This is a genomic window from Mesorhizobium sp. CO1-1-11 (genome assembly GCF_020164995.1).
In the GTDB taxonomy this organism is placed as follows: Bacteria; Pseudomonadota; Alphaproteobacteria; order Rhizobiales; family Rhizobiaceae; genus Mesorhizobium; species Mesorhizobium australicum.
In genome coordinates this window covers 96,847-116,366 of the sequence record NZ_JAIUHE010000002.1, presented here as the reverse complement: position 1 = coordinate 116,366, position 19,520 = coordinate 96,847, and the positions used below count along the sequence as shown (strand labels likewise).

Sequence of the window (19,520 nt, the reverse complement as noted above, 5' to 3'; positions counted from 1 at the left end):
GTTCCGCCAGCAGCGGACAGTCACGCGCTGAGCAAGCTCCAGGTTTCTTAACTGTATTCGATTGCATTTAATTGACTCTTTTCGAGTAAAGACCTGCTGGTATTTCGGATTCACCGTGGCGGTAGGAATGCTGGACGACCTGGTTGGCAAGATCCTCGACAAGATTTCGGGCACCAGTCTGCTGGCGACCGGGCTTTTGCTGCTGACGGCCCTTGTCAGCGCGCTCGTGGCTTATTGGCGCACGGTCGAGGAGAAGAGCTGGAAGGAATTTTTCGAGTTCGTCGTCCCCCATGAGGTCATCACCCATCCCTCCGCGAAGGCCGACCTGCTGTTCTGGATCACCAGGAAGGCCCTGATGCCTTTCCTGATGCTGCCCGCCGGAATTGTCTTCGTCACGGCGGTGGGCTACGGGACCAACTGGCTGTTTTCGACACTGTTCCAGTTTCAGCCGCCTCTGATCGAGGGGCCGGCAGGACCGGTGACGGTGCTGATCTTCACCATCAGCATGCTGCTCGCCTACGACATTTCCTATTATCTCTATCACGTCGCCCAGCATCGCTACCCCCTGCTTTGGGAACTGCACAAGGTGCATCACTCGGCCGAGGTGCTGGTCGGGATCACCAAGGACCGGGTCCATCCGCTCGACGAGTTGATGAACCGAGCCTGGGACGGGCTCATCGTGGGGCTGTGCTTCGGCATCTGGTCGCTGATTTCGCTGAACCTTGTCGAACTGACCGTCTTTGGCGTTAACGTCTATGTCATGCGGAACATCCTGATGATGGATTTCGTCAGGCACACGCATTTCAAGATCTCGTTCGGCCCGCTCAACAACTTGATCCTGTGTCCTCATTGGCACCAGCTGCATCACAGCGTCGATCCGCGCCACTACGACAAGAATTTCGGGCTGCTCTTCTCGTTCTGGGACCGGCTCTTCGGAACATTGTGCGTGCCGAGGCCCGACGAGGACTTCAAGTTCGGACTGGTCGACCGCGATGTGCGCGACTACCAGTCGCTCGCCGGCCTTTATGTCATGCCGCTGAAGCGGATGTGGGGTCATGTTGCCAGGCGCATCCGGCCTGGAAAGCGGCAGCCACGGACTGCGCGACCATCGGAAGGGACACGGCCATGAACGCTCCCGTCACGCTCTCCATCCCGCGGACACGCACCTTCGAAATCGTGACATCGGCGGTGCGCCTGGCCGAGATCGCACCGGCCTGGAGCGCGCTCTGGCAGCGGGCTGGCGGGCTTGTCTTCCAGCATCCCGACTGGATCGCGGCCTGGTGGCGCACCACCCCGCATCAGGAGCGGCGCGCCCTCAGGATTGGGCTTGCCTGGAACGGCGACCGGCTCGAGGGCGTGATAGCGCTCGCGACCTTCAGGCGCTCCGGCATCCGCATGCTCGAATGGGCGGCGAAGGATCACAGTGACTATGGCGACGCGCTGGTTGCACCCGACAGCGACCCGCAGGCGATCTCCCGCCTTTGGCAGCATGTCTTCGATCAGGGCGGCTTCGACCTGATCTACCTCAACCGTCTGCTGCCGGATGCCGGGGTTCATGCCCTGCTGCACCCGGCCCATGGCAAAGCGCTTCGGCCCAACCACCGCGGTGAAATCAGCTATCGTGTCACTGGTCCCTGGCAGAGTGGGGCGGAATGGTTCGAGACGTTGTCGAAAAAGGGCCGGCAGAACTATCGTCGCGGCCGCAAATTCATGGAAGAGAGCGGCGCATTGCGTTTCCGCCTCCTGGATGCGGATGACCCGCGCGAGCCGGTGCTCGAGCGGGTCGCGACGCTGAAGCGGCTCTGGCTCGTTCGGCATGGCCGCGCTTCGGATCTGTTCGATGAGGGCTCGCCGGTTCTCGCCGCGCTTATTTCCGTGCTGGCCGACCTCGGGCTGTTGCGCATTTTCGTGCTGGAGCTTGACGACACGATCATCGCGGTCTCGATCAACTTCGAGCAGCACGGCACGATGATGGCTTTCGTCACCACCTACGATCCCGAACACGAGCGCGCCTCGCCGGGTATGGTGCTGATGATGGACTATATCCAGTGGTCGCTCGACCGTGGCCTTGCCACGATTGATTTTCTCTGCGGCGGCGAGGATTTCAAGCGCCGCTTCGCCACGCAATCAGTCGCGCTGTCGTCGATGATGGGTGCGCGCGGCTTGCGCGGTCATCTCGCCGCACTGGCCGATCATGTGGACCATGTTTCGAAGTCCTGGAAGACCCGGCGGCAGCCGAAAGCCGACGCGGTGCCTGACGAATAGCGCCACGATCGTCGTTTGCGTCGTGTGCTTTGGCGACGCTCAAAGCGCGCGAACGGCTTCCAGAACGGCCTCGGCATGGCCCTTGACCCGGACCTTGCGCCAGATCTTGGCGATCCGTCCGTCACGGCCGATCAAGAATGTCGCGCGCTCGACGCCCATGTATTTGCGGCCATACATCGATTTCTCGACCCACAGGCGGTAGGCCTCGATCACCTTGCGCTCCTCGTCGGCGGCAAGATCGATGGTTAGATCGTATTTCGATTTGAACTTGTCGTGTTTCTTGGCGCTGTCTGGCGACAGGCCGATGACGACAGCGCCGGCCTTCTCGAATTCCGGCTTCAGCCGCGAGAAGCTGATCGCCTCTTGCGTGCAGCTTGTCGTGTCATCCTGAGGATAGAAATAGAGCACGACTGGCTTGCCGGCGGATGCGGCCAGGCTGAGCGATCCGCCGCCGTCCCGCGGCAGATCGAATTGCGGCGCGGGATCGCCTACTTCGAGGTCAGCCATATCGATGCCCTTGTTTGAGGTTACGCGCGAAGCCACACCGATATAGTGTCGACCGGGGATTCGTCCACGAGCGAGTTTGTACAACGGAAGATTGCGTGGATCAGGAGCAACCGCAGCACGAGAAGATCCGGTTCAGGCGGGACGAAATCACCGACCTGGGCGCCCTGCCGTCCGCGTGCCGCGTCCCGCCTCTTGGCCAGGCGGCGATCGGCCGCGGCTTTCGCATCCTTTCGCGCGTGTTTGCCGGCGTGGTCGCGTTCATGCTGCTGGCCGCGACGGCGGTCTATCTCATCGGCCTTTCCGGCATTGGTTCTGACCGGCTGCGCGTCGAGGCGGAGAGCGCCATCGAGAGGCTGGCGGGCGTCGACGTCAATGTCGCTGTCGGGCCCGCCCGCATCACGCTCGACAGTTCGAGCTTCGTGGCGCTGCAGGTGAGCGATGTCAGCCTGAAGACATCGGACGGCAAACCCATGGCCGATGCCGGGCGTGTGCGCTTCGGCATCCGCCTGGTGCCGCTTTTGTGGGGCGAGGTGCGGCTGACCAGCGCCAGGATCTCCGATGCCCGCATCGTCATGGCGGCGATGCCGTCCGGCGGCGACTGGACGGCGGCACTGCGCAACGAGAACGGCCTCGTCGATCCGGAGAAGCTGTCGGACGCGGTGTTCGGCTACATCCATCGTGCGCTCGACGCCGTGCGGGAAGATTCGATGCGCCGGATCGATCTCAGCAATGTCGAGTTCGTGTTGCCCGACGCTGGATCGATCAAGCTGGTCAAGATCGCCGACGCCACCGTGGTTCAGTCGGGGCCGGGCGGCATGGAGTTCACCTCCGACGCGGACGTCGACGGCAGGACAGTCACCGTTGTAGCTTCCGCCACCCGTAACATCGCGGCGCATCGGGTGACGGCGTTGGATGCCAGCATCAATCTGGCGGATGCCGGCGCCACCGCTGCCGGCTCCGGCAAGCTTGGTGCCGTCGCGCTGAAGTTGACAGGATCGGAAGGGTCAGGTGCCACCGCATCACGCTTGACCGCCGCCCTTTCGTCCACCGGGTCCGTGCTGGATCTTGGCACACGCGGGCTGCTGCCGGCGGATGCCGATGTCAATGCGACGCTTGTCTATGGCTCCAACAAGATCCAGGTCGACAGGCTGCTCTTGAAAACCGGCAGGTCTTCATTCGATTTCGGCGGCTCGATCGGGCCAAAACCAGCAACCGGGGTGGCTGGTGAGGAACCCTCCTACCGTTACGATCTGACCAGCGACGGTTCGACCCTGGCGCCATCGGAATCGCCTGAGCCCGCGCTGATGTTCCTGGCGCGCATCGCCGGCGTCTACCAGCCGCAAAGCCATAAACTGGTGGCCGAGCAGATCGCGGTTCGGTCCGCCGGGAGCAGCGAGGTGCTTGGGACCGCGGCTGTGGAATTCGTCGAGGGCAAGGCTCCCGGGGTCAGTCTGGCGCTCAACATCCATGACATGCCGGTCTCGCACGTCAAACAGCTGTGGCCGTGGTTTTCGGCGCGCAATGCGCGGCTCTGGGTGCTGAACAATCTGTTCGGCGGCCGCGTGGTCGACGCCAGCCTCCAGTTCCAGGTGGTGCCGGATCGCCTCGGCAATGGCGTGCCGCTTTCCGCCGACGAGGTCTTCGGCCGTTTCCAGATCGAAGGCGCGCGTTTCGACACTGCCGGCCGCATCCCACCGATCCGCGACGCGGTGGGCGTGGTCGGATTCCACGGCAACGACGTCGACGTATCCTTGTCGTCGGGCACCGTCTTCATGCCGAGTGGCCGCACGGTGGCGGCCAGCAATGGCACGCTGACGGTCAAGGCCGCCAACCGTCCGCCGGTCATCGGCGCACTCGACATCGATGTCGAGGGGGAGGCGCCGGCCGTCGCCGAGCTTGCCTCCTACGAACCGATCAACGCCATGCGCCATGTCGGCATCCTGCCTGAGGATCTTTCCGGCAGCGTCACCGGCCACGTCAAGGCGGATATTCCGCTGCAGTCGGGCGTCGATACGGCGAAGCTCGATTGGCTGGTGTCGCTCGACTACACCGGCCTGTCCCTGGCCAAGCCGTTCGAGGGGCAGGCCGTGACGGACGCGGACGGCTCGATCACGGTCGACCCGCAAAAGGCTGTCATTTCGGCCAAGGCATCGCTGAACGGCATTCCGGCCGAACTCGATCTCGTCGAGCCGTTGGTGGATGACGGGCCGGCGCGCAGCCGCAAAGTCGCCCTTGTGCTCGACGACAAGATCCGCGCCGCCGCCATGCCCGGCCTGACGCCGCTGCTTGGTGGAACGGTGAAGGTCGCGATCGACAAGAGTGGTAGCGGCAACCAGAACGTTTCGGTCGACCTGACCAATGCCAGGCTGGACATTCCCTGGGCCGGCTGGAGCAAGGGGGCGGGGGTTCCCGCCAGCGCCACCTTCGTCATGACCAAGGCCGGCGACACCACGACGCTGTCCGACTTCGACCTCGGTGGCAAGACATTCTCCATCGATGGCGGCATCGTGCTGGTCAACGGCGCGCTGTCGTCGGCCAAGTTCAGCAGGGTCACCCTGAACCGGGGCGATGACGTTTCCGTGTCGGTGAAGCGATCGGGCAAGGGCTATGCGGTCGGCATCAATGGCAATGCGCTTGATGCTCGTTCGCTGATCAAGCAGTTCACGTCCGATGTGGACACGGCGACCAAAACGACAGGAACAGACAATATTTCAGTCAGTGCGGACGTCAATCAGCTCACCGGTTTTCACGACGAGCAACTCTCCAACCTGAAGCTCGACTACAGTGCGGCCGGTTCGCGGGTGAACGGACTGAAGGTCAGCGCGACGGCGAGTTCGGGTGCCGCCATCGCCATCAGCAACACCACCGGCGACGGCAGGCGTTCGCTCAATGTGCAGTCGGCGGACGCCGGCGCCATCCTGCGGTTCCTCAACATCTATGAGCACATGGAAGGCGGATCGATCACGCTGGCGCTGACCGGGGGCAGCGACGGGCCGATGAAGGGCAAGGTCGACACCAGCAACTTCTTCATCGTCAACGAACCCAAGCTCGCCTCCATCGTCTCGACCACGCCGGCCGGCGACAGCCGCAGCCTCAACCAGGCGGTGAAGGGCAAGCTCGACACGTCGCGGGTGAAGTTCGAGCGCGGCTATGCCGAAATCGACAAGGGCAGCGGTTATCTGCGGCTGACCAATGGCGTGCTGCGCGGCCCGCGCATCGGCACGACCTTCCAGGGCATCCTCTACGACCAGAACAACAATATGGATATGACCGGCACCTTCATGCCTGCCTACGGTCTCAACCGCATCTTTGGCGAATTGCCCATCGTCGGCGCGCTTCTCGGCAATGGCCGCGACCGCGGCCTGATCGGCGTCACCTACCGCCTCAGGGGCAATGCCAACAAGCCGGTGCTCGACGTCAATCCGCTGTCGGTGATCGCGCCGGGGATATTCAGGTCGATCTTCGAGTATCGCTAGAGCGAAACGGTTTTCCGCCCGGAATTGCCTCAAGACACATAGTTGGAGCCGTTTCCGGGAAACGGCTCCAAGGGCCTTAGGCCGGCCTGACCAGGATGTGTTTTTTCCTGCCCAATGAAAGCTTTATGACGTTTTCCGGACTCAAATCCTGAAGCGTCACCAGCCGGCGGTCGTCGCTGACCGCCTGGTCGTTCAGGCGCACGGCGCCGCCCTGGATGTGCCGCCGTGCCTCGCCATTGGATGATGCCAGCCCGGCGCTGACCAATAGCGACAGGATGCCGACACCGGCTTCGAGCGCGGCCTTGTCCGCCTCGACGGCCGGCAAAGTGTCGGCGAGAGCGCCTTCCTCGAAAGTCTTTCGCGCCGTCTCGCTGGCCTGTTCGGCGGCAGCGCGGCCATGCAGATGGGCGGTAATCTCGGTCGCGAGAATCTTCTTTGCCTCGTTGATCTCGGAGCCGCCCAGCCGCTCGAGCCGTGCGACCTCGTCCAGCGGCAATGTGGTGTAGAGTTTCAGGAACCGGGCAACGTCGGCATCCTCGGTGTTGCGCCAGTACTGCCAGAACTCGTAAGGGCTCAGCATCTGCGGATCGAGCCAGACCGCACCCGACGCCGACTTGCCCATCTTGGCGCCGGACGAGGTGGTCAGCAGCGGCGTGGTCAGCGCATAGAGTTGCGCATCTTCCATACGGCGGCCGAGATCGATGCCGTTGATGATGTTGCCCCATTGGTCGGAGCCGCCCATCTGCAGGCGGCAGCCGAGGCGCTTGTAGAGTTCGACGAAATCATAGGCCTGCAGGATCATGTAGTTGAATTCGAGGAACGAAAGCGATTGCTCGCGATCGAGCCGCAACTTGACGGAATCGAACGCAAGCATGCGGTTGACGGAAAAGTGCCGGCCGACATCGCGCAGGAAATTGACGTAGTTGATCTCCATCAGCCAGTCGGCATTGTTGACCATGACCGCGTCGTTCGGGCCACTGCCGAATTTGAGGTAGGGCATGAAGTTGCGGCGGATGCCGGCAAGATTGTCGTCGATGTCTTGCGGCGTCAGCAGCTTGCGCGCCTCGTCCTTGAAGGAGGGGTCGCCGATCATCGAGGTACCGCCGCCCATCAGCGCGATCGGCCGATGGCCGGTCTGCTGCAGCCAGTGCAGCATCATGATCTGGATCAGCGACCCGGCATGCAGGCTCCTGGCTGTGGCGTCGAAGCCGATATAGGCCGTCACCGTCTCCTTGGCGAAGAGTTGATCGAGACCGGCATCATCCGAGGTCTGGTGGATGAAACCGCGCTCGCTCATCGTGCGCAGGAAATCGGATTTGAAGGCAGGCATCGTTTCTTTCCCGAAAGCGTGTGCCCGTCCAGCGCGGGCAATGTGAACGCGCGCGTTTAGCACCCAAGCGCGATCAGCAAAAGTGGAATCCGGTTTTGCGTCGGATCGCGCGCCAACAAGGAGTCCGCGATCAGCAAAAGTGGATTCCGGTTTTGCGGCCGGCGCGGATGGCATTTGCGAATCCTTGCCTCATCCATGCCGCTGGCGTAATGAGGCGCCGCGCAAGGGCAGCGCCCGCACGCCGCGACGGGGTCGTCCCGCAGATCAGATCCGGAAAGCTCCCGCGATGAACAGAAACTACCTCTTCCTCTTTCTGTTCAGCTTGGTCATGAGTTTCAGCGGCTTGGCGAGCCTTCCGCCGATCGACCGCGACGAGTCCCGCTTTGTCCAGGCGACCAAGCAGATGGTCGAAACCGGCGACTATATCGACATCCGCTTCCAGGATGTCTCGCGCTACAAGAAGCCGATCGGCATCTACTGGCTGCAATCGGCTGCCGTCGCATTGAGCGGCGAGGGCGCGGCCGCACCGATCTGGGTGTACCGCCTTGTCTCGATGCTCGGAATCGCGCTCGCTGTCCTGGGCATCGGCTGGACGGGCACAAAATTGTTCGGCGCCAATGCCGGCCTTGCCGCCGGCCTGATGATGGCGGCGATCTTCGCAACCGCGTTCGAGGGACGCGACGCCAAAACCGACGCCATGCTTCTGGCCTGCTGCGTGGCCGCGCAGGGCGCGCTGGCGCAAGTCTACCTGGCGTCGCGCCGCAACGAGCCGGTGGCCGGCCATCTGCCGTGGATATTCTGGTTCGCGCAAGGCGTCGGGATCCTCATCAAGGGACCCGTGGCCCCGCTTCTGTCACTGCTGACGGCGGCCGCGCTGTTTGCTTTCGAACGCGACTGGCGCTGGCTTTTGAAGCTGAAGCTCGTGCGCGGCGTCGCGCTCGTTTTGCTCATCGTGCTGCCCTGGGTCGCTTTTATCGGCTGGAAGAGCGGCGGCGCCTTTTTTCAGGAAGCCGTCGGCAAGGATATGCTGAACAAGGTCGCGTCGGGAGAGGAATCGCACGGCCTGCCGCCTGGCTTCTACATGCTAACCTATTCGCTGTTCATGTGGCCGTTCGGCCTGATCGCGGTCGGCGCCGGCCTGCAGGCCCTCAATCGTGTGCGCGACGATTTCAGGCTGCGCTTTTGCCTGGCATGGTACATTCCGTTCTGGCTGGTGTTCGAACTCATCCCGACCAAACTGCCGCATTACGTCCTGCCGGCCTATCCCGGCATGGCGCTGCTGATCGGCTGGCTGCTGACGTTGTCGCCGCAGGACGCCAATGCGCCGCTCAAGCGCTGGCAGCAGTGGTTGTGGTGGTCGACCGCGTTCGGTCTGGTGGTGGTCAGCCTCGGGCTGGCCGCGGTTTGTATCGGGGCACCGATCTACCTTACGCACAGTTTCTCCTGGTGGAGCATTCCTGCGGCAGCGTCAGCGCTGGGCGCCGGTTATCTCGCATTCTCCAGGCAGTTGCAGGTGCCGCTGCCTCGCATTGGAGCCACCGCCGCCTGCGCGGGCATCACCTATGCCTTGCTGTTCGGGGTCATCGCGCCGTCGCTGAAGCCGATGTGGCTGAGCCCGGCGATCAGGCAAGCCGTGCTTGCCAACCAGGCATGCGACACAACGGTGCTGGCCTCGGCGCGGTATCAGGAGCCGAGCCTGGTGTTTCTGGTCGGCACGAAAACGGTGCTGACCGATGTCGGAGGCGTGGCGGAGCACCTGCTCGCCGATCCTGCCTGTGCCTTGGGGCTGGCCCCGATCGGGGATGAGCAGAAGCTGAATGGCATGCTGTCGGTGCGAGGCAAATCGGTGAACCGCGTCGCTGAAATCGATGGCCTCAACTATTCGTCGGGAGACAAACTGTCGCTCGGCCTTTATCGTGTGGCCCAATGACGGCTGGGTCGATGACAGAGTCCAGTTTCCAATGCTCGTGAAATCACGCCCACCAGTTACCAGCTCCCTCCTCGGGATAGGACGCCGGTCCCTCGACAATTTTCGCGACACCCTGCGGATCGCAAGGCGGCGCCTCGCCGTTCGGCCCGCTCGCTATCCCAACATCTCATGGTGGGCGTGGGGACTGGTCTGGGTCTTTCTGACGGCAGCCGCCTTTGTTCGTCTCGATACGCCGGCGGGGGTAGCCCATGGCCAATGGTCGGCGGGTGCCGCCAGGCTTGCCGAATTCTTCACACAGTTCGGACTGGGCGGCTGGTATCTCATCCCGTCCGCGCTTCTGCTTGTCGCGGCCAATCTGACGGATTGGCGAAGCCTTTCGCGGCGCGCGCTGATGCTGGTCTACAGTTGGACTTGTCTGGCTTTTCTGGTGCTGAGCGCCGTTGGCCTGTCGGGCCTGACCGTCAATGTCTTGAAATATGCCATTGGCAGGGCGCGCCCGCTCTACTTCCAGGATTTTGGCGTCCTTGCACTCCACCCCTTTGCCTTCGATGCGCGCTTTGCCGGCTTTCCGTCCGGCCACGCCACGACGATGGGCGCCGTGTTCGGTATCCTGCTGCTTTTGTTTCCGCGGCGTTGGTATATCGCCCTTGTGGTCACCGGCTGCATCGCCTCGACCAGGATATTCGTCGGCGCGCACTATCCGAGCGACACCGTCGCCGGCTTCGGCCTCGGCTGTGCCTTCGCGGTGGCCTGCGGACTGGTCTTTGCCAGGCTCGGTTTCATCTTCCGGCCGGCAGCTTCAGGATTGCCGGTCCGCAAATCATCGTTCCGGCTTATTGCCCCAGAAAAATAAGTCGCTGCCGAACCGTATCGTGGCAAGCCAAATGGCGAGGAGCGGACATTGTCCGCCCGCTCATAGCCCCACGAACACGCCTGGCCAGATGTCTTAACGCAGCCGCTTCGGCCTCGGATCGGACAATTCTCCCGCCAGCCGTCGATCGAGATAATCGGAGCATTCCTCGATCAAGAGATCGGCGTCGTTGGCGAAAAAGTGGTTGGCGCCGGGCAGGGTCTTCTGCGTGATGGTGATGCCCTTCTGCGTATGCAGCTTGTCGACCAGGCCCTGCACATCCTTCGGCGGCGCCACCTTGTCGGCGTCGCCATGAATGATCAGGCCCGAAGACGGGCAGGGCGCCAGGAAGGAAAAATCATAGGTGTTGGGCTGCGGTGCGATCGAGATGAAGCCCTCGATCTCGGGCCGGCGCATCAGCAGCTGCATGCCGATCCACGAACCGAAGGAATAGCCGGCGACCCAGCAGCTCTTGGAATCCGGATGCAGCGACTGCACCCAGTCGAGTGCCGCCGCCGCGTCCGACAACTCGCCGGTTCCATGGTCGAACTCGCCCTGGCTGCGGCCGATGCCGCGAAAATTGAAGCGCAGCGTGGTGAAATCACGCTTCTGGAACATGTAGAAGAGGTCGTAGACGATCTTGTTGTTCATCGTGCCGCCGAACTGCGGGTGCGGATGCAACACGATGGCAATCGGCGCGCTCTTTTCCCGCGAGGGCTGGTAGCGTCCCTCCAGGCGGCCGGCCGGACCGGTGAAAATGACCTCAGGCATGAAATACTCCACGTGACATACAAGTGCGCGGTGCCCGGAAAACTGTTCCTCTGGCCCCGCTTCCACAGACCTTGACGCAGGGCGAGCGTCTTCATAGAAGCTAGTTTAGAATTGTTCAAAACTGGGTGGCCGAAACGCAATCGCCCGGTCGCCCTCGCCGCAAGCCGCGTAAATAGGACGGCTTGCCTTGGAATTTCAAGGAAATAACGCCATACGTCGGCGGAATGGCTTCTGACGGGAAGAACTGGACAAAAATGGCCGCGAGACGCGCCTATCTCGACTATAATGCCAGTGCGCCGCTGCTTTCAGCGGCGCGCGAGGCCATGGTCGCGGCGTTTGATGCGGCCAACCCTTCTTCGGTCCATGCCGAGGGGCGCGCCGCGCGCAGGCTCGTCGACAATGCCAGGCGCGACGTGGCGGCACTGGTCAACGGCAAGGCCGAACATGTCGTCTTCACTTCGGGTGCGACCGAGGCCGCCTCGGCGCTTCTGACGCCGGACTGGCGGATGGGGCGCGGCGCCATTCGCATGAGCCGGCTCTACGTGTGCGAGGCCGACCATCCGTGCCTGCTGAATGGCGGACGTTTCCCGGCAAGCCAGGTAACGCGGATCGGTGTCGACGCCGATGGCATAGTCAACCTCGACGCCTTGGCCGCGGCGCTCGCCGGCCACGACAAGGCCGACGGTCTGCCGCTGGTGGCGATCCATGCCGCCAACAACGAAACCGGCGTCATCCAGCCGATCGATCGCATTGCCGAAATCGTCAAGGCGGAGGGCGGCATTCTTGTCGTCGATGCCGTGCAGGCCGCTGGCCGCGTCTCGATCGACATGGCGGCTGGATACGCCGACTATGCGATTGTGTCCTCACACAAGATCGGCGGCCCCAAGGGCGCCGGTGCCATCGTCGCCGCGGCCGACCTGATGATGCCGACGCCGCTGATCAATGGCGGCGGCCAGGAAAAAGGCCACCGTGGCGGCACCGAGAACCTGCCTGGCATTGCCGGGTTTGGCGCCGCTGCACGAGAAGCCCTGGCCGGACTGAAGGCCGTCGGTGCCGTGCGGCAGCGTCGCGATGAGGCCGAAGCCATCCTGAAGACGCTGGTGCCGGACGTGGAAATCTTCGGAACGGACGCGCCAAGGCTTGCCAACACGACATTCTTCGCTATTCCCGGCGTGAAAGCCGAAACCGCCCAGATCGCCTTCGATCTGGCAGGCGTGGCGCTTTCCGCCGGATCCGCCTGCTCGTCGGGCAAGGTCGGGCCGAGCCATGTGCTGAAAGCCATGGGGCACGGCGACAGCCTTGGCGCCCTGCGCGTCTCGGTCGGTGCCGCGACCGCCGCCGAGGACATCGAACTGTTCCGCACCGCGCTGGCAAGCATTGCCGCGCGTCGGGCGGGTAGAGATAAGGCCGCCTAGCGGTTGGAGCATCGGACCGGAGAATCCGATGCTTGAGAAAAACGGATTTGGGCCTTTCGGCCTGGTAGAGCCGTGCGTTTCATGCTGGCCGGGTGAATTTCCGGTGGAGGCGCACTATATTGAACTTACGCTGCCGCGGATGCTGCTCGGGCGTCCATTTGGCGGTGCCATAGTTTGAAAACTGTTGGGCCTTGACCCCGGCGTGGATGGAGAACGCTTATGCCTGCTGTGCAGGACACGATCGATCGGGTCCGAAAGATCGACGTCGACCAATACAAATACGGATTCCAGACCGAGATCGCCGTCGACAAGGCTCCCAAGGGCCTGAGCGAAGACATTATTCGTTTCATCTCGGCCAAGAAGGACGAACCGTCCTGGATGCTGGAATGGCGCCTCGAAGCCTATCGGCGCTGGCTGACGCTGGAAGAGCCGACCTGGGCGCGCGTCAACTATCCCAAGATCGACTTCCAGGACATCTACTATTACGCGGCGCCCAAGAGCACGCCCGGACCGACTTCGCTCAGCGACGTCGATCCTGAGATCTTGAAAGTCTACGAGAAACTCGGCATTCCGTTGAGGGAGCAGGAGATCCTCGCAGGCGTCCAGAAGACCGACGCCTCGGAGTTCGAGGAAGCCAGCGACAATGTCTACAAGTCGGGCCGCGTCGCCGTCGACGCCGTGTTCGATTCCGTGTCCGTCGTCACCACTTTCAAAAAGGAACTGGCGCAGGCCGGAGTCATCTTCTGCTCGATCTCGGAAGCTATCCGCGAGCATCCCGAACTGGTGAAGAAATATCTCGGCTCGGTCGTGCCGACCTCTGACAATTACTACGCCACACTGAATTCGGCCGTGTTCACGGACGGGTCCTTCGTCTTCGTGCCGAAGGGGGTGCGCTGCCCGATGGAGCTGTCGACCTATTTCCGCATGAACGAGAAGAACACCGGACAGTTCGAGCGCACGCTGATCATCGCCGAGGAGGGGGCCTACGTCTCCTATCTCGAGGGCTGCACGGCGCCGCAACGCGACGAGAACCAGCTTCACGCCGCGGTGGTCGAACTGGTGGCGCTCGACGATGCCGAGATCAAATATTCGACCGTGCAGAACTGGTACCCCGGCGACGCCGAGGGCAAGGGCGGCATCTACAATTTCGTCACCAAGCGCGGCGACTGCCGAGGCCACCGATCGAAGATCTCGTGGACGCAGGTCGAGACCGGCTCCGCCATTACCTGGAAATATCCGAGCTGCATCCTGCGCGGCGACGATTCCTCTGGCGAGTTTTATTCGATCGCCGTCTCGAACGGCTATCAGCAGGTCGACAGCGGCACCAAGATGATCCATCTCGGCAAGAACACGTCGAGCCGCATCATCTCCAAGGGCATCGCCGCCGGATTCTCGCAGAACACCTATCGCGGCCAGGTCTCGGCGCACCGCAAGGCGACCAATGCCCGCAATTTCACCAACTGCGACAGCCTGCTGATCGGCGACCAGTGCGGCGCCCACACCGTGCCCTACATGGAAGCCAAGAACTCGACGGCGCAGTTCGAGCATGAGGCGACCACGTCGAAGATTTCCGAGGACCAGAAGTTCTACGTCATGCAGCGCGGCATCCCCGAGGAGGAAGCCATCGCGCTGATCGTCAACGGCTTCGTCAAGGACGTCATCCAGCAACTGCCGATGGAGTTCGCCGTCGAGGCGCAGAAGCTGATCGGCATCTCGCTGGAAGGCTCGGTGGGCTGACCAGCCCAGATAAATATTCAGGAAACAAAGAATGCTTGAGATCAAGAACCTGCACGCCCGCATCGTCGATGACGGCACCGAGATCATCCGCGGCCTGAACCTGACGGTGAAAGCCGGTGAGGTCGCCGCGATCATGGGCCCGAATGGCTCTGGCAAGTCGACCCTGTCCTACATCCTTGCCGGCCGCGAGGACTATGAGGTGACCGAAGGCGACATCCTCTACAACGGCCAGTCGATCCTTGAAATGGATCCGGCCGAGCGCGCTACGTCAGGAATTTTCCTCGCTTTCCAGTATCCGATGGAGATACCGGGCGTCGCGACCATGGAATTTCTCAAGGTGGCCATGAACGAGCAGCGCAAGGCGCGTGGTGAAGAGCCGCTGAAAATCCCGGAATTCCTCAAGCGCGTGAAGGAAGCCGCCGCCTCGCTCAGCATGGACATGGCGATGCTGAAGCGGCCGCTCAATGTCGGTTTTTCCGGCGGCGAGAAGAAGCGTGCCGAGATCCTGCAGATGAAGCTTCTGGAGCCGAAACTCTGCGTGCTCGACGAGACCGATTCCGGCCTCGACATCGATGCGCTGAAGATCGTCTCCGACGGCGTCAACGCGCTGCGGGCGCCGGACCGGGCATTCCTGGTCATCACCCACTATCAGCGCCTGCTCGAGCACATCGTGCCCGACAGCGTGCACGTGCTCTACAAGGGCCAGGTCATCAAGTCGGGCGACAAGTCCCTGGCGCTCGACCTTGAAGCCAATGGCTATGCCGGTGTGATCGGCGAAGCCGCGTGAGATGCCAGGTCATTTTGTGCCAAAAGACGGGGCAAAGCTGATGAATATGCACACACAACCGCAGCGCACACCGGCCGAGACAGCGTTGATCGACGCGTTCGGCGACCGGCTGTCGCTGTTGCCGGGCGACGGCGCGGTGATGCTGAAGCGCGACGATGCCATCGAAGCGATCAAGCACGGCTTGCCGACGCGACGCATCGAATCCTGGCATTATACCGACCTGCGCCGTCTTTTGAACGCGGTGCCGGAGTTCGACCCGGCCGCCACGGCGAAAGCCATCGCGCCAATCGTCGACGGTTCGACGGTTCTAAGCTTGTTGAACGGCGTATCGAGTGCCAAGGCGCCAGTTGTCGAAGGCGTCAGCGTCCAGCGCCTGTCGGAAAAGCTGATTGACGGCAGCATCGCGCCGGGCCTCGATCCCTATGGCAATGACGATGCCATCGGTGCGCTGAACACGGCTTTCGTTGCCGACGGCTACTTTGTCGACATCGCCGATGGCGCCGAACTGGAAAAGCCGGTCGAGCTGCAGAATTTGCAGGCCGGCAGCCAGACCCATGTGCGCTTGGCCGCTCGCGTCGGCGACGGCGCCAAGGCCGTCATCGTCGAGCGTCAGGCGGGCGAGGGCGCGGCGCTGACCAGTTCGGTCAGCCAACTCGTGCTCGGCGAAGGTGCTGAGGTAACGTGGCTGATCGTGCAGGAGCAGCCGGAGACTGCGACGCATCTGGCACAGTTCAAGGCCCATATCGGCAAGAACGCGAAACTGACGCTGTTCGTCATGAACGCCGGCGGCAAGCTTGTGCGCCAGGAGATCATGGTCAGGACGACAGGTGAGGGCGCCGACTTTCAATTGCGCGGCATCAACCTGCTCGCCGGCGACACCCACACCGACGTCACCATGGTGCTCGACCACGCCGTGCCGCACACGACCTCGACGGAGATCGTCCGCAACGTGGTGACGGGCAAGGCGCGTGGCGTCTTCCAGGGCCGCATCAACGTCCATCAATATGCGCAGAAGACCAACGCCAAGATGGCGTGCAACACGCTGTTGCTGTCGGATGACGGCGAGTTCTCGACCAAGCCCGAGCTCGAAATTTTCGCCGACGATGTCGTCTGCGGCCACGGCGCGACGGTGACCGAGATCGACCACGACCATCTGTTCTACCTGATGGCGCGCGGTGTCGACGAAAAGAGCGCACGCGGTCTGCTGGTCAAGGCCTTCGTCGCCGAGGTGATCGAGGAACTGGACGACGAGACGATTGTCGAGGCGCTGGAAGCGAAGCTCGACGAGTGGTTTGTGACGCACGGGTGAAGCTGATGAACGCACCGGGCAAGATTGGAGATTTCTACGACGTCGAGGCGATCCGCCGCGACTTCCCGATCCTGTCGCGCGAAGTCTACGGCAAGAAGCTGGTCTATCTCGACAATGGCGCCTCGGCGCAGAAGCCGCGGGTGGTGCTGGACACGATCCAGCACGCCTATTCCCAGGAATACGCCAACGTCCATCGCGGCCTGCATTTCCTGTCCAATGCCGCCACCGACGCTTACGAAAAGGCGCGGGAAACGGTGCGCCGCTTTCTCAATGCGCCAAGCACCGACAACATCGTCTTCACATCCAACACCACCTCGGCGATCAACACCGTCGCCTATGGCTATGGCATGCCCAATATCGGCGAGGGCGACGAGATCGTGCTGTCGATCATGGAGCACCACTCCAACATCGTGCCCTGGCACTTCATCCGCGAGCGGCAGGGCGCCAAGCTGGTCTGGGTGCCGGTCGACGATCTCGGCGTCTTTCACATCGAGGAATTCGAAAAGCGGCTGTCCGATCGCACTAAACTCGTGGCCATCACGCAGATGTCGAACGCGCTGGGCACGGTGACACCGATCAAGGAGATCGTGCGCATCGCGCATTCGCGTGGAATTCCGGTGCTTGTCGACGGCAGCCAGAGCGCGGTGCACATGCCGATCGACGTGCAGGATCTCGACTGCGATTTCTTCGTCTTCACCGGCCACAAGGTCTATGGTCCCTCGGGCATCGGTGTCCTCTACGGCAAGAAGGATAGTCTCGCCGGCATGCGGCCTTTCATGGGCGGCGGCGAGATGATCGAGGAGGTGACGGAAGACATCGTCACCTACAACGAGCCGCCGCATCGCTTCGAGGCCGGCACGCCGCCGATCGTCCAAGCGATCGGACTGGGCGCCGCGCTCGACTATATGGACTCTGTCGGTCGTGAGCGCATCGCCGCGCATGAGGAAGACTTGAAGACCTACGCCCACGAGCGCCTGCGCGCCATCAACTCGCTGCGCATCTTCGGCGATGCGCCCGGCAAGGGCGCCATCATCTCCTTCGAGCTGCAAGGCATTCATGCCCATGACGTGTCGATGGTGATAGACAGGCAAGGCGTGGCGGTCCGTGCCGGCACCCATTGCGCCCAGCCGCTGTTGAAACGTTTCGGCGTAACCTCCACATGCAGGGCATCGTTCGGCATGTATAATACCAGGGCAGAAGTCGACGCTTTGGCCGAGGCGCTTGAAAAAGCGCGCAAATTCTTCGGATGACGATTTTTTCGGGTGACGACCATGGATGATGTGACCACCACCGAAGCTACGCCGGAAAACTCGGGTAACGGCGTCGTTTCCGCCTCGGCCATTCCCGCTGATGAGCTGGCGCGGCTGACCGACGATATCGTCTCGGCGCTGAAGACGGTCTACGACCCGGAAATCCCGGCCGATATTTACGAGCTTGGCCTCGTCTACAAGATCGACGTCGAGGACGACCGCTCGGTCAAGATCGACATGACGCTGACCGCGCCTGGCTGCCCGGTGGCCGGCGAAATGCCCGGCTGGGTGGAAAATGCCGTCGGCGCCGTCGAGGGCGTCTCCGGCGTCGAAGTCAACATGACTTTCGACCCACCCTGGACGCCCGACCGCATGTCGGAAGAGGCGCAGGTGGCGGTGGGCTGGTACTAGCGCCGCACCTGGCACACTTGCGCCGGTGGTAAAACTTCACCATTTTAGGTGAGGAATCATTCGGCAGGCCTTGAACCTGCATGGAATGGAGAAGGAAAAACATGGGACGCTTTGCCGTCATCACGATGACCGAAAAGGCCGCTGACCGGGTGCGCGAGATCGTCGCCACGCGCGAAAACGCGCATGGCATCCGCCTTGGCATTAAGAAGGGCGGCTGCGCCGGCATGGAATACACGGTCGATCTGGTGACCGAGCCCAACACCAAGGACGACCATATCGAGCGCGATGGCGCCCATGTCTATGTCGCGCCGGAAGCCGCCCTGTTCCTGTTCGGCACCGAGATGGATTTCGAGCAGACGACGCTGCGCACCGGTTTCACCTTCCACAACCCGAACCAGAGTTCGGCCTGCGGCTGCGGCGAGTCGGTCGAGTTGAAGCCGGCCGATCTCAAGGCGCTGGCCGAGGCGCGCGCCACGGCCTGATCTTCCTTCGCCCCGTAAACGGGGCGAAGAAAGCTACTCCACCCACATACCCGTCCGCTTGTGCCAGTCCGCGATCGATTCCTCGGGATAGACGTCGAACGTCTTGTCGCCTTTGCCGATCTCAGGCTCGACCCAGTTCGCCTTGTATTTCAGCATCAGATGCACTTTTTCGGGTGGTTTCGGCAGGTCGCTGTCGATCGCCGAGGCGAAGGGATGCACCAGCTCCGGCCAGGTTGGGTCGTAGAGCCAGAGCGCCGACCCGCATTTGCGGCAAAAATTGCGCTCCCCGGTCGAGATCTCGCAGTGGGGATGCTCGTCATCCTCGATCTCGGCGCGATAGACGCCGAGATTGCTCTTGCCCCTGATGTTCAGCGTCTCGTAGGCGGCGCCGAGATTGATGGCGAAACCGCCGCCGCCCTGCTGCTTACGGCAGATCGAGCAGTAGCACAGCATGAACGGCACGGGCGTGTGGCTTTCCACCTCGAAACGCACGGCGTTGCAGCGACAGGACCCCTTGAGCAGCACAGGCATGGCTAAAACTCCGACAGGATAGCCACAACCTGTCAGCATGATTTTGGTTGCGGCGATGACAAGGCCAAATGCCAGTGACATGATCGCGGCATGGACAATGAGCGCATCGCGGAACTGTTCGAGGGCCTCGGTCCGGTCAGCATCCGAAAACTATTCGGCGGCAAAGGCATCTATTTCGATGGCGTCATCGTCGCCATCGTGCTGCGCGGCGAATTGCTGCTGAAAGCCGACGCGCAGAGCGCATCGGAGTTCGAAGCCGCGGGCTGCCGGCAATGGACCTACACCGGCTCTCGCCACGGCAAGCTTGTCGCCATGCCCTATTGGAGCATTCCCGACAGCGCTTTCGACGATCCCGACGAAATGACGGTGTGGGCGCGACGCGCCTATGAGGCTGGGCGGCGGGCGGGGAAGTAGGCTCCCGCCAGCGCGAGGCCGCCCCCTCATCCGGCCGCTTCGCGGCCACGCTCTC

Annotated in this window: 18 protein-coding genes; 13 read left to right on the top strand and 5 right to left on the bottom strand. The window is 62.5% G+C overall.

What is annotated here, in order from left to right; translation table 11 throughout:
* Nucleotides 1-127: 127 nt before the first annotated feature.
* Nucleotides 128-1,129: a sterol desaturase family protein gene (locus LB554_RS02540; RefSeq protein WP_224583013.1), complete on the top strand. Its 1,002-nt coding sequence runs from the start codon at nt 128-130 to the stop codon at nt 1,127-1,129.
* Complete coding sequence (locus tag LB554_RS02535; protein WP_015318178.1) at nt 1,126-2,265, top strand: GNAT family N-acetyltransferase; 1,140 nt, start codon at nt 1,126-1,128, stop codon at nt 2,263-2,265. The genes LB554_RS02540 and LB554_RS02535 overlap by 4 nt, the downstream gene beginning before the upstream one ends.
* A gap of 39 nt (nt 2,266-2,304) precedes the next feature.
* Here the strand turns inward: LB554_RS02535 and LB554_RS02530 are convergent, their stop codons facing one another.
* A complete protein-coding gene (locus LB554_RS02530; protein ID WP_015318177.1) occupies nt 2,305-2,772 on the bottom strand; it encodes a peroxiredoxin in 468 nt (155 codons plus the stop codon).
* 95 nt (nt 2,773-2,867) lie between these two features.
* Between LB554_RS02530 and LB554_RS02525 the strand changes: the two genes are divergently transcribed.
* Nucleotides 2,868-6,248, top strand: a complete 3,381-nt coding sequence (locus LB554_RS02525; RefSeq protein ID WP_224583012.1) for a DUF3971 domain-containing protein — start codon at nt 2,868-2,870, stop codon at nt 6,246-6,248.
* 76 nt (nt 6,249-6,324) lie between these two features.
* Here LB554_RS02525 and tyrS read toward each other — a convergent pair whose 3' ends face one another.
* Complete coding sequence (tyrS, locus tag LB554_RS02520) at nt 6,325-7,578, bottom strand: tyrosine--tRNA ligase (protein WP_224583011.1); 1,254 nt, start codon at nt 7,576-7,578, stop codon at nt 6,325-6,327.
* Nucleotides 7,579-7,864: 286 nt separating this feature from the next.
* Here tyrS and LB554_RS02515 point away from each other — a divergent pair, with 286 nt between their 5' ends.
* Complete coding sequence (locus LB554_RS02515) at nt 7,865-9,508, top strand: ArnT family glycosyltransferase (RefSeq protein ID WP_015318174.1); 1,644 nt, start codon at nt 7,865-7,867, stop codon at nt 9,506-9,508.
* 31 nt (nt 9,509-9,539) lie between these two features.
* Nucleotides 9,540-10,361: a phosphatase PAP2 family protein gene (locus LB554_RS02510; RefSeq protein WP_224531434.1), complete on the top strand. Its 822-nt coding sequence runs from the start codon at nt 9,540-9,542 to the stop codon at nt 10,359-10,361.
* 93 nt (nt 10,362-10,454) lie between these two features.
* Here the strand turns inward: LB554_RS02510 and LB554_RS02505 are convergent, their stop codons facing one another.
* Complete coding sequence (locus tag LB554_RS02505; protein WP_015318172.1) at nt 10,455-11,129, bottom strand: alpha/beta hydrolase; 675 nt, start codon at nt 11,127-11,129, stop codon at nt 10,455-10,457.
* 254 nt (nt 11,130-11,383) lie between these two features.
* Here LB554_RS02505 and LB554_RS02500 point away from each other — a divergent pair, with 254 nt between their 5' ends.
* The 3 genes from LB554_RS02500 (at nt 11,384) to sufC (ending at nt 15,068) form a co-directional block, all read left to right on the top strand.
* Entirely contained in the window at nt 11,384-12,544 is a 1,161-nt protein-coding gene (locus LB554_RS02500) for a cysteine desulfurase family protein (RefSeq protein WP_224583010.1), read from the top strand.
* Nucleotides 12,545-12,763: 219 nt separating this feature from the next.
* The gene (gene sufB / locus LB554_RS02495; RefSeq protein WP_224583009.1) at nt 12,764-14,281 is read left to right on the top strand and encodes a Fe-S cluster assembly protein SufB; all 1,518 of its coding nucleotides are present in this window, start codon (nt 12,764-12,766) and stop codon (nt 14,279-14,281) included.
* A 31-nt stretch (nt 14,282-14,312) separates the two neighbouring features.
* A complete protein-coding gene (gene sufC / locus LB554_RS02490; RefSeq protein ID WP_015318168.1) occupies nt 14,313-15,068 on the top strand; it encodes a Fe-S cluster assembly ATPase SufC in 756 nt (251 codons plus the stop codon).
* Between the two features lie 210 nt (nt 15,069-15,278).
* On the opposite strand, the gene LB554_RS29585 is transcribed toward sufC, so the two are convergent.
* Nucleotides 15,279-15,347, bottom strand: coding sequence for a hypothetical protein (locus LB554_RS29585; RefSeq protein WP_411908821.1), 69 nt, complete (start codon nt 15,345-15,347; stop codon nt 15,279-15,281).
* A gap of 34 nt (nt 15,348-15,381) precedes the next feature.
* On the opposite strand from LB554_RS29585, the gene sufD reads away from it, so the two are divergent.
* From sufD to sufA, 4 genes are all read left to right on the top strand, one after another.
* A complete protein-coding gene (gene sufD, locus LB554_RS02480) occupies nt 15,382-16,377 on the top strand; it encodes a Fe-S cluster assembly protein SufD (protein WP_224583007.1) in 996 nt (331 codons plus the stop codon).
* Nucleotides 16,378-16,382: 5 nt separating this feature from the next.
* Nucleotides 16,383-17,627 (top strand): cysteine desulfurase, encoded by a 1,245-nt coding sequence (locus LB554_RS02475; protein WP_140662014.1) that lies wholly within the window; start codon nt 16,383-16,385, stop codon nt 17,625-17,627.
* Nucleotides 17,628-17,648: 21 nt separating this feature from the next.
* On the top strand, nt 17,649-18,038 hold the full coding sequence (locus tag LB554_RS02470; RefSeq protein WP_015318165.1) for an SUF system Fe-S cluster assembly protein: 390 nt from the start codon (nt 17,649-17,651) through the stop codon (nt 18,036-18,038).
* A 101-nt stretch (nt 18,039-18,139) separates the two neighbouring features.
* Nucleotides 18,140-18,520: a Fe-S cluster assembly scaffold SufA gene (gene sufA / locus LB554_RS02465; RefSeq protein ID WP_015318164.1), complete on the top strand. Its 381-nt coding sequence runs from the start codon at nt 18,140-18,142 to the stop codon at nt 18,518-18,520.
* 33 nt (nt 18,521-18,553) lie between these two features.
* On the opposite strand, the gene LB554_RS02460 is transcribed toward sufA, so the two are convergent.
* A complete protein-coding gene (locus LB554_RS02460) occupies nt 18,554-19,051 on the bottom strand; it encodes a GFA family protein (protein WP_015318163.1) in 498 nt (165 codons plus the stop codon).
* Nucleotides 19,052-19,141: 90 nt separating this feature from the next.
* Here LB554_RS02460 and LB554_RS02455 point away from each other — a divergent pair, with 90 nt between their 5' ends.
* Nucleotides 19,142-19,465 (top strand): TfoX/Sxy family protein, encoded by a 324-nt coding sequence (locus LB554_RS02455; RefSeq protein WP_015318162.1) that lies wholly within the window; start codon nt 19,142-19,144, stop codon nt 19,463-19,465.
* The last annotated feature ends 55 nt before the right edge of the window (nt 19,466-19,520 follow it).

Bases quoted from the DNA above. Each gene is read 5' to 3' on its own strand.
- LB554_RS02540 (WP_224583013.1), top strand. From the start codon at position 128: ATGCTGGACGACCTGGTTGGCAAGATCCTCGACAAGATTTCGGGCACC.
- LB554_RS02535 (WP_015318178.1), top strand. From the start codon at position 1,126: ATGAACGCTCCCGTCACGCTCTCCATCCCGCGGACACGCACCTTCGAA.
- LB554_RS02530 (WP_015318177.1), bottom strand. From the start codon at position 2,772: ATGGCTGACCTCGAAGTAGGCGATCCCGCGCCGCAATTCGATCTGCCG.
- tyrS (WP_224583011.1), bottom strand. From the start codon at position 7,578: ATGCCTGCCTTCAAATCCGATTTCCTGCGCACGATGAGCGAGCGCGGT.
- LB554_RS02515 (WP_015318174.1), top strand. From the start codon at position 7,865: ATGAACAGAAACTACCTCTTCCTCTTTCTGTTCAGCTTGGTCATGAGT.
- LB554_RS02510 (WP_224531434.1), top strand. From the start codon at position 9,540: ATGCTCGTGAAATCACGCCCACCAGTTACCAGCTCCCTCCTCGGGATA.
- LB554_RS02505 (WP_015318172.1), bottom strand. From the start codon at position 11,129: ATGCCTGAGGTCATTTTCACCGGTCCGGCCGGCCGCCTGGAGGGACGC.
- LB554_RS02500 (WP_224583010.1), top strand. From the start codon at position 11,384: ATGGCCGCGAGACGCGCCTATCTCGACTATAATGCCAGTGCGCCGCTG.
- sufB (WP_224583009.1), top strand. From the start codon at position 12,764: ATGCCTGCTGTGCAGGACACGATCGATCGGGTCCGAAAGATCGACGTC.
- sufC (WP_015318168.1), top strand. From the start codon at position 14,313: ATGCTTGAGATCAAGAACCTGCACGCCCGCATCGTCGATGACGGCACC.
- LB554_RS02475 (WP_140662014.1), top strand. From the start codon at position 16,383: ATGAACGCACCGGGCAAGATTGGAGATTTCTACGACGTCGAGGCGATC.
- LB554_RS02470 (WP_015318165.1), top strand. From the start codon at position 17,649: ATGGATGATGTGACCACCACCGAAGCTACGCCGGAAAACTCGGGTAAC.
- sufA (WP_015318164.1), top strand. From the start codon at position 18,140: ATGGGACGCTTTGCCGTCATCACGATGACCGAAAAGGCCGCTGACCGG.
- LB554_RS02460 (WP_015318163.1), bottom strand. From the start codon at position 19,051: ATGCCTGTGCTGCTCAAGGGGTCCTGTCGCTGCAACGCCGTGCGTTTC.
- LB554_RS02455 (WP_015318162.1), top strand. From the start codon at position 19,142: ATGGACAATGAGCGCATCGCGGAACTGTTCGAGGGCCTCGGTCCGGTC.